The organism is Dysgonomonas sp. 521, from assembly GCF_010501055.1.
Lineage (GTDB): Bacteria > Bacteroidota > Bacteroidia > Bacteroidales > Dysgonomonadaceae > Dysgonomonas.
Window position 1 is genome coordinate 1 of record NZ_QVMO01000045.1, and the last position, 6,263, is coordinate 6,263.

The following is a 6,263-nucleotide window of genomic DNA, read 5'->3' on the forward strand; positions in this document are numbered from 1 at the left end:
AATTAGGCTGTTTTTTCAGAATAAAATCATCTTCATCCATGCGATTCTCGCGAAGTTAACGCGTTTTTGGGTGGCGCATTGTCAAAGTCAGGAAATAATTATCAATAAATATATTGCATAAAGCATGAAACAAATAGAAACAAAAAGACGATCCGAAGATATCTTCGAGATCGTCTTTCTTATCTTTTACAAAAGGATTTATTTCAGGTTCAATACGCTTCTGGCTTCAGCAATAGACGGGCTTCCGGATGTTGATTTACGTGTGCAATAGTTGAACTCAGCGGATTTATCTCCACTAAACGACTTCCACTTCAGTTTCAGTTTAACGGTTTTACCTTCCGTATCGGGTAAACTATTCAGGTTAAACGCAACTAAGCCATCCACTTGCTGACCATAGACATCGCCATAAGCATTGTGCCGGAACTCAACTTCATAAGGATTAGCCGGATTTGTACTTGCCAGCAAATTTATGAAATGAACCTTGCTCTGGTCTCCGAAGATTGTCCTGAAACGGAGAGTCAGATAACCATCCTCGGCAATTGTTACCCAGTCGTTAATTATTTCTACAGCATCCGTACCATAAACTTCATCATTCTTAGATCCTAAATCGGGAGCAATTTGCTTCGTAAGGATACTGTCTATCCAGTTAATATAAACAGCCTCATCGTATCCGGCAACAGATTTATCCACCTCTCTATAGTTAACAAGAGCCCTCACTTCTTTGTCCCCAAAAGGAGAAGATGTCATATTGGTAGGCGATAGTGTTGTACTATCATCCAATTGCAGATAAAATGCATTTCCACTAACCGGCTTCACGGTTACAAGTGCGTTCGGATACCGAAGACTCCTGTTATCGTCGTCATCTAGACAAGATTGAAGGATCAATGTAGTACAAATAAGTCCGAACGTCATTAATAATCTCAATGTTTTCATAATTTTAATATCACTAATTATTGATTACTTATACTTATATGACGGATAAGCAATAAAAAAAGCTGCGATGATGTTTGATAAAATATATTAATAAAACTGAAAACCGAATATACGGAAACGCTATTATGAAACGGAAGATTATTGGAGTTTGATTAAAACAAGGATATCCGAAGCATAACAAATGTGCTTCGGATATCCTTCATTTGAACTAATATATTAAAACATGGAATCTTACAAATCAGTAATCGGCTTGTATTTTGGTACTAATGATTTCATAATAACCCATCCGACAAGATAAGCCACAGCACAAACACAGAAAATAATAAAATATCCGGCAGGCTTTCCTTCAAATCCCATAAAGGTCATATTCACTTCATCGGAGTACACAAACAGCTTTCCCGCCGATTTTTGCAGTATCATAGAGCCGACACCTCCGGCCATACCTCCGATACCTGTAATAGACGCAATAGCCCCTTTAGGGAACATATCGCCCACGGTAGAGAATATATTGGCCGACCACGACTGATGTGCCGCACCGCCAATACCAATCATGATGACAGGCAACCACGGGGATATCGTGCCCAATGGCTGTGCAAACAGTACTACCAGCGGGAAGAATGCGAAGATAAGCATCGCACGCATACGTGCCGCATACGGATTCATCCCGGTCTTATTCATAATGATGGTAGGAAGCTTGCCGCCGACAATAGACAGCATCGTAATAGCATACAGGGTAAATATCAGGGCTATACCCAGCCCCTCGGAAGTCTTGATGCCAAACTGTGTATTCAGGTAAGAAGGCGTCCAGAAAAGGAAGAACCACCATACACCGTCAGTCATGAATTTTCCGGCAGCGAATGCCCATGTTTGTTTGTATAAGAAGCATTTCCAGAAAGGGATTTTCTTCTCATCCTTATCATCACCACTATCTACAGTACCATCCTCATTTTTATCCTGCTCTATATATTTCAGTTCCGCGGCGTTCACATGCTTGCTCTTAGCCGGAGCGTCATATATAAATACCCAGAATCCCATCCAGATAAATCCGAGGGCACCAATTACGATAAAAGCCATCTCCCATCCCCAATATTTAGCTAACAGAGGAATACTCAACGGAGCAATCAATGCACCGATAGAGGCTCCCGCATTAAAGATACTGGTAGCGTAAGCCCGGTCTTTCTTAGGGAAATACTCCGCCGTAACCTTAATCGCAGCAGGGAAGTTTCCGGCTTCACCCAGTGCCAATACACAACGGGCAACCAGAAAACAGTACATACTAATAGTGGCTATTACCACAGCAACATCCCCTGTGGCAGCAGCCAGCTCGGCCGCACTATGCAGCCCTACATAAGATTCTGTGATAAGTCCACACGCAGCGTGGAGACATGCACCGACCGACCATACGCCGATGGCCCAAAGGAATCCTTTCTTACTGCCCATCCAGTCTACAAAACGTCCTGCAAACAGCATACAGGCAGCATATACAATAGAGAATACGGAAGTGATAGTACCATAGTGGTCTTCATTCCAGTGGAACTCAGGCTTGATAAATTCGTCCCATGTAAGGGATAATACCTGCCTGTCGAGATAGTTGATTGTAGTAGCAAAGAATAACAAGATACAGATTACCCATCTGTAATTTGTCATTTTAGTTTTTCCGGTATTATTCATAAGTTTTTATTTGGTTTTAGCCCCTGCTATTATTGCAAGCGCATCTTTACACATTTGAGTTATCTTGCCCCAGTCTTTAGCGGCAATCACATCTTTAGGAAACAGGTTTGAGCCCATGCCCACACAGGTAACGCCTGCATCAAACCACTTCGTCAAATTCTCTTCGGTAGGTTCCACGCCACCTGTCACCATAATGCTCGACCACGGCATAGGGGCTTTTACATTTTTCACAAAAGAGGGGCCTCCTACATTTCCTGCGGGAAATACTTTGACCACTTCGGCACCCAACTCCTGTGCGTAACCGACTTCGGATACAGATCCGCAACCGGGAATATACGCTACTTGCCTACGGTTACACACTTTGAAGATGTCGGGATTTAATAGGGGTCCTACTACGAAATTGGCCCCAAGCTGTAAAAACAAAGATGCAGTACCGGCATCTACTACCGACCCGATACCGAGTATCATTTCAGGGCACTCTTTGGCAGCCCATTTGTTCAGTTCGCCGAATGTTTCGTGAGCGAAGTCGCCACGGTTGGTAAATTCAAAGGCTCTTACACCTCCCTCATAGCAGGCTTTCAGTACTTGCTTGGATGTTTCTAAGTCGCTATGATAAAATACAGGAACCATGCCTGTTTCTGCCATTACCTGGCAGGCTTTTATTCTGGTAAATCGTGCCATTTTTTTTAAATTATAGAGTCTGTTTAAATTTTATAGCAAGTCTTTTTATAGCTATTTTAGATGGATTTTATCATTTTTACTAGCCGAACCAACGGTCAGCGGAGCTAATTAGCGGGCTAAACCAAGAGTAAAAAGGGAGAAATACGCTAAAAAGAGCATAAAAAAAATTGCTAAGAACTATTGACCTGAACCTGTAATAAAAATTTTCGCTAAAATTTGAACAGGCTCATAGTATTGGCTAATATATTAATATTAGGTGATTTGTAGGGGCGAACCTGTGTGTTCGCCTTCATTTTTGGCAGACACACGGGTCTGCCCCTACAATCTATCAAAAAAATATATCATTATTAATTATATAACAGTCAAGCAGGTATGCTTTTTTAGATCAATAAAAAACAATGGTTTTGCATATCATACCTACTTGCTGTTGAGTCTTATTATTTTGGTTGTTTACCTATATATGCCAATATTCCGCCATCGACATACAGTATGTGCCCATTAATGAAGTTTGAAGCCTCCGACGCAAGAAATACAACAGGTCCTTCCAGGTCTTCGGGTGTTCCCCAACGTGCAGCCGGAGTTTTGGAGATAATAAAGTCGTTGAACGGATGTCCCGGAGTACGCAACGGAGCAGTTTGCGGTGTTGCAATATATCCCGGGCCGATGCCGTTAACCTGTATATTATGTTCTGCCCACTCGCAGGCAAGGTTTTTGGTAAGCATCTTTAATCCTCCCTTTGCTGCTGCGTAAGCCGAAACGGTTTCACGTCCCAACTCGCTCATCATAGAGCAGATATTGATAATCTTACCACCTCCCTTTTTTATCATGCCCGGAGCAACGGCTTTCGACATAATAAAAGGCCCTATGAGGTCAATATCGATAACCTGGCTGAATTCTTCTACCGACATATCCAAAGCTGGTATACGCTTTATTATTCCGGCATTATTTACCAGAATATCTATATCTCCTATATTCTTCGAAATATCGGCAACCATTTCCTGTACCTGCGATTCCACAGTTACATCGCACTGGTAGCCATATACTTCAAACCCGTCAGCTTTATATTCTTCAATAGCTTTCTCTATCTGGTCTTTGCTTCTGGCATTGAATACGATCTTCGCTCCGGCTCTGCCTAAAGCCTTTGCCATAGCCATCCCGATACCATAAGTACCACCGGTAACCAAAGCTATTTTTCCTTCTAATGAAAATTGATTTTTTGACATTTTATTTAATTTCGGCTCGCTTAATCCCCCTAGGGGGACTTAGGCAAAGCCCTGAAAAATGAGATTTATTTTAATTAATCATCCTCTTTGCAAAGTCCCCCTTCGGGGGATTGGGGGCTCTATCTCGATACCCGTCCCGAACCGTCACCTTTCATCAGGTTTTCTACTTCAGGTACAGTAACCAAGTTAAAGTCTCCGTATATAGTATGCTTCAGGCAAGATGCTGCTACTGCAAATTCCAGAGCTTTCTGATCATCATTAGGATAAGAAATCAGGCCATAGATAAGTCCACCCATAAATGAGTCACCACCTCCTACTCTATCTACGATATGCGTAATATCGTATCTCTTAGACTGGTAAAGCTTGTCTGAATACAGGCAGCCGCCCCATGTATTGTGGTTTGCATTGATAGAACCGCGAAGCGTGATAATCACCTTCTTGGCACGAGGGAAACGTTTCATCAACTGAGTACATACCGACTCAAATTCAGCAGCATTAACTTCACCTCCTGTATGAGCCACATCAAAGCCTTCGGGTTTGATACCGAATACTTTTTCAGCATCTTCTTCATTACCCAGAATAATATCACATCCTTCTGTAAGAGCAGGCATCACTTCCGAAGCTGTTTTGCCGTACTTCCAAAGGTTTTTGCGGTAGTTGAGGTCTGTAGAAACGGTTACTCCCATTTCGTTTGCCACCTTGATGGCTTCCAAGCAGGCGTCTGCCGCCCCCTGAGAAAGAGCAGGGGTAATACCTGTCCAGTGAAACCATTGCGCGTCTTTAAAAACTTCTTTCCAGTTGACCATTCCGGGTTTGATATCTGCTATGGCCGAGTTTGCCCTATCGTAAACCACCTTAGAGGCACGGGCTACAGCTCCTGTTTCGAGGAAATAAATACCTACACGCTCTCCGCCACGAAGGATATTATCCACACCCACATTATATTTCCTAAGGTCGGAGACACACCAGTCTGCTATGTCGTTTTTAGGCAGGCGGGTTACAAAATCGGTAGGGATACCGTAGTTTGCAAGCGATACGGCAACATTAGCTTCACCACCTCCGAATGTAGCGTTCAGATTTGTAGACTGTATAAATCTCTGATATCCGGGAGCTGAAAGGCGCAGCATTACTTCCCCGAATGTTACAACTTTTTTCATAGTTTCTATTTGAGTTTTTAAGTATATAAGTTTACGAGTTTCTTAGTAACTGTTTAAATTTTATACGAATATTTTATTATACCTTTTTCTTCGTTCATTTTTCGGCTGTTTTCGGCTGTTTCTTCCTTTCTCTCAACTCAAATAGCCCGCTATTATCGTTTCGAGGAAGAAAAAAACATCTCTAAAACATCTCTAAAAATTGGAACGAATAAAATTTAAACAGTTACTTAGTTTTTAATCAATTGGTTACTATTTATGTCAATCAGTAGTTGATAAGTTAAATGTTCAATTTCATTAGTCGTTTTACATACGCTTCGCTCCTGTGAACGTTGTTTGTCGAGACTCGGCATAACATAAAATAAATTTTAGTTCTGCCCTCGCTACTTAAAACGTTCTTTTCTATCTGCGCGCAATCGCAGATTGCTTACCTTACTTTTGGCCAAAGCTCCAAAAGTAAGCAAAAAAGCATTGCGCCCCGCTTCGCCGTACGACCCACCATCGGCTTGTCGGCTGAATGAAGTGATGAAAGATTCATCATTGCAATAATTGGCAGACGATGCTTAAAAGCGCCCGCACTTCATTCTACGCCGCCTGCACC

At 42.2% G+C, this 6,263-nt stretch carries 5 protein-coding genes; all 5 read right to left on the reverse strand.

Going from position 1 to position 6,263, the window contains the following annotated elements; all coding sequences use genetic code 11:
- Nucleotides 1–198: 198 nt before the first annotated feature.
- The 5 genes from D0T84_RS13180 to D0T84_RS13200 all read right to left on the reverse strand — a co-directional run bounded on the left by D0T84_RS13180 (nucleotide 199) and on the right by D0T84_RS13200 (nucleotide 5,665).
- Complete coding sequence (locus tag D0T84_RS13180) at nucleotides 199–933, reverse strand: NigD-like protein (RefSeq protein WP_163308326.1); 735 nt, start codon at nucleotides 931–933, stop codon at nucleotides 199–201.
- Between the two features lie 231 nt (nucleotides 934–1,164).
- Nucleotides 1,165–2,604, reverse strand: coding sequence for an MFS transporter (locus D0T84_RS13185; protein WP_163308327.1), 1,440 nt, complete (start codon nucleotides 2,602–2,604; stop codon nucleotides 1,165–1,167).
- Between the two features lie 6 nt (nucleotides 2,605–2,610).
- A complete protein-coding gene (locus D0T84_RS13190; protein WP_163308328.1) occupies nucleotides 2,611–3,285 on the reverse strand; it encodes a bifunctional 4-hydroxy-2-oxoglutarate aldolase/2-dehydro-3-deoxy-phosphogluconate aldolase in 675 nt (224 codons plus the stop codon).
- A gap of 437 nt (nucleotides 3,286–3,722) precedes the next feature.
- A complete protein-coding gene (locus D0T84_RS13195; protein WP_163308329.1) occupies nucleotides 3,723–4,508 on the reverse strand; it encodes a gluconate 5-dehydrogenase in 786 nt (261 codons plus the stop codon).
- A 119-nt stretch (nucleotides 4,509–4,627) separates the two neighbouring features.
- Nucleotides 4,628–5,665, reverse strand: a complete 1,038-nt coding sequence (locus D0T84_RS13200; protein ID WP_163308330.1) for a sugar kinase — start codon at nucleotides 5,663–5,665, stop codon at nucleotides 4,628–4,630.
- Between the last annotated feature and the right edge of the window lie 598 nt (nucleotides 5,666–6,263).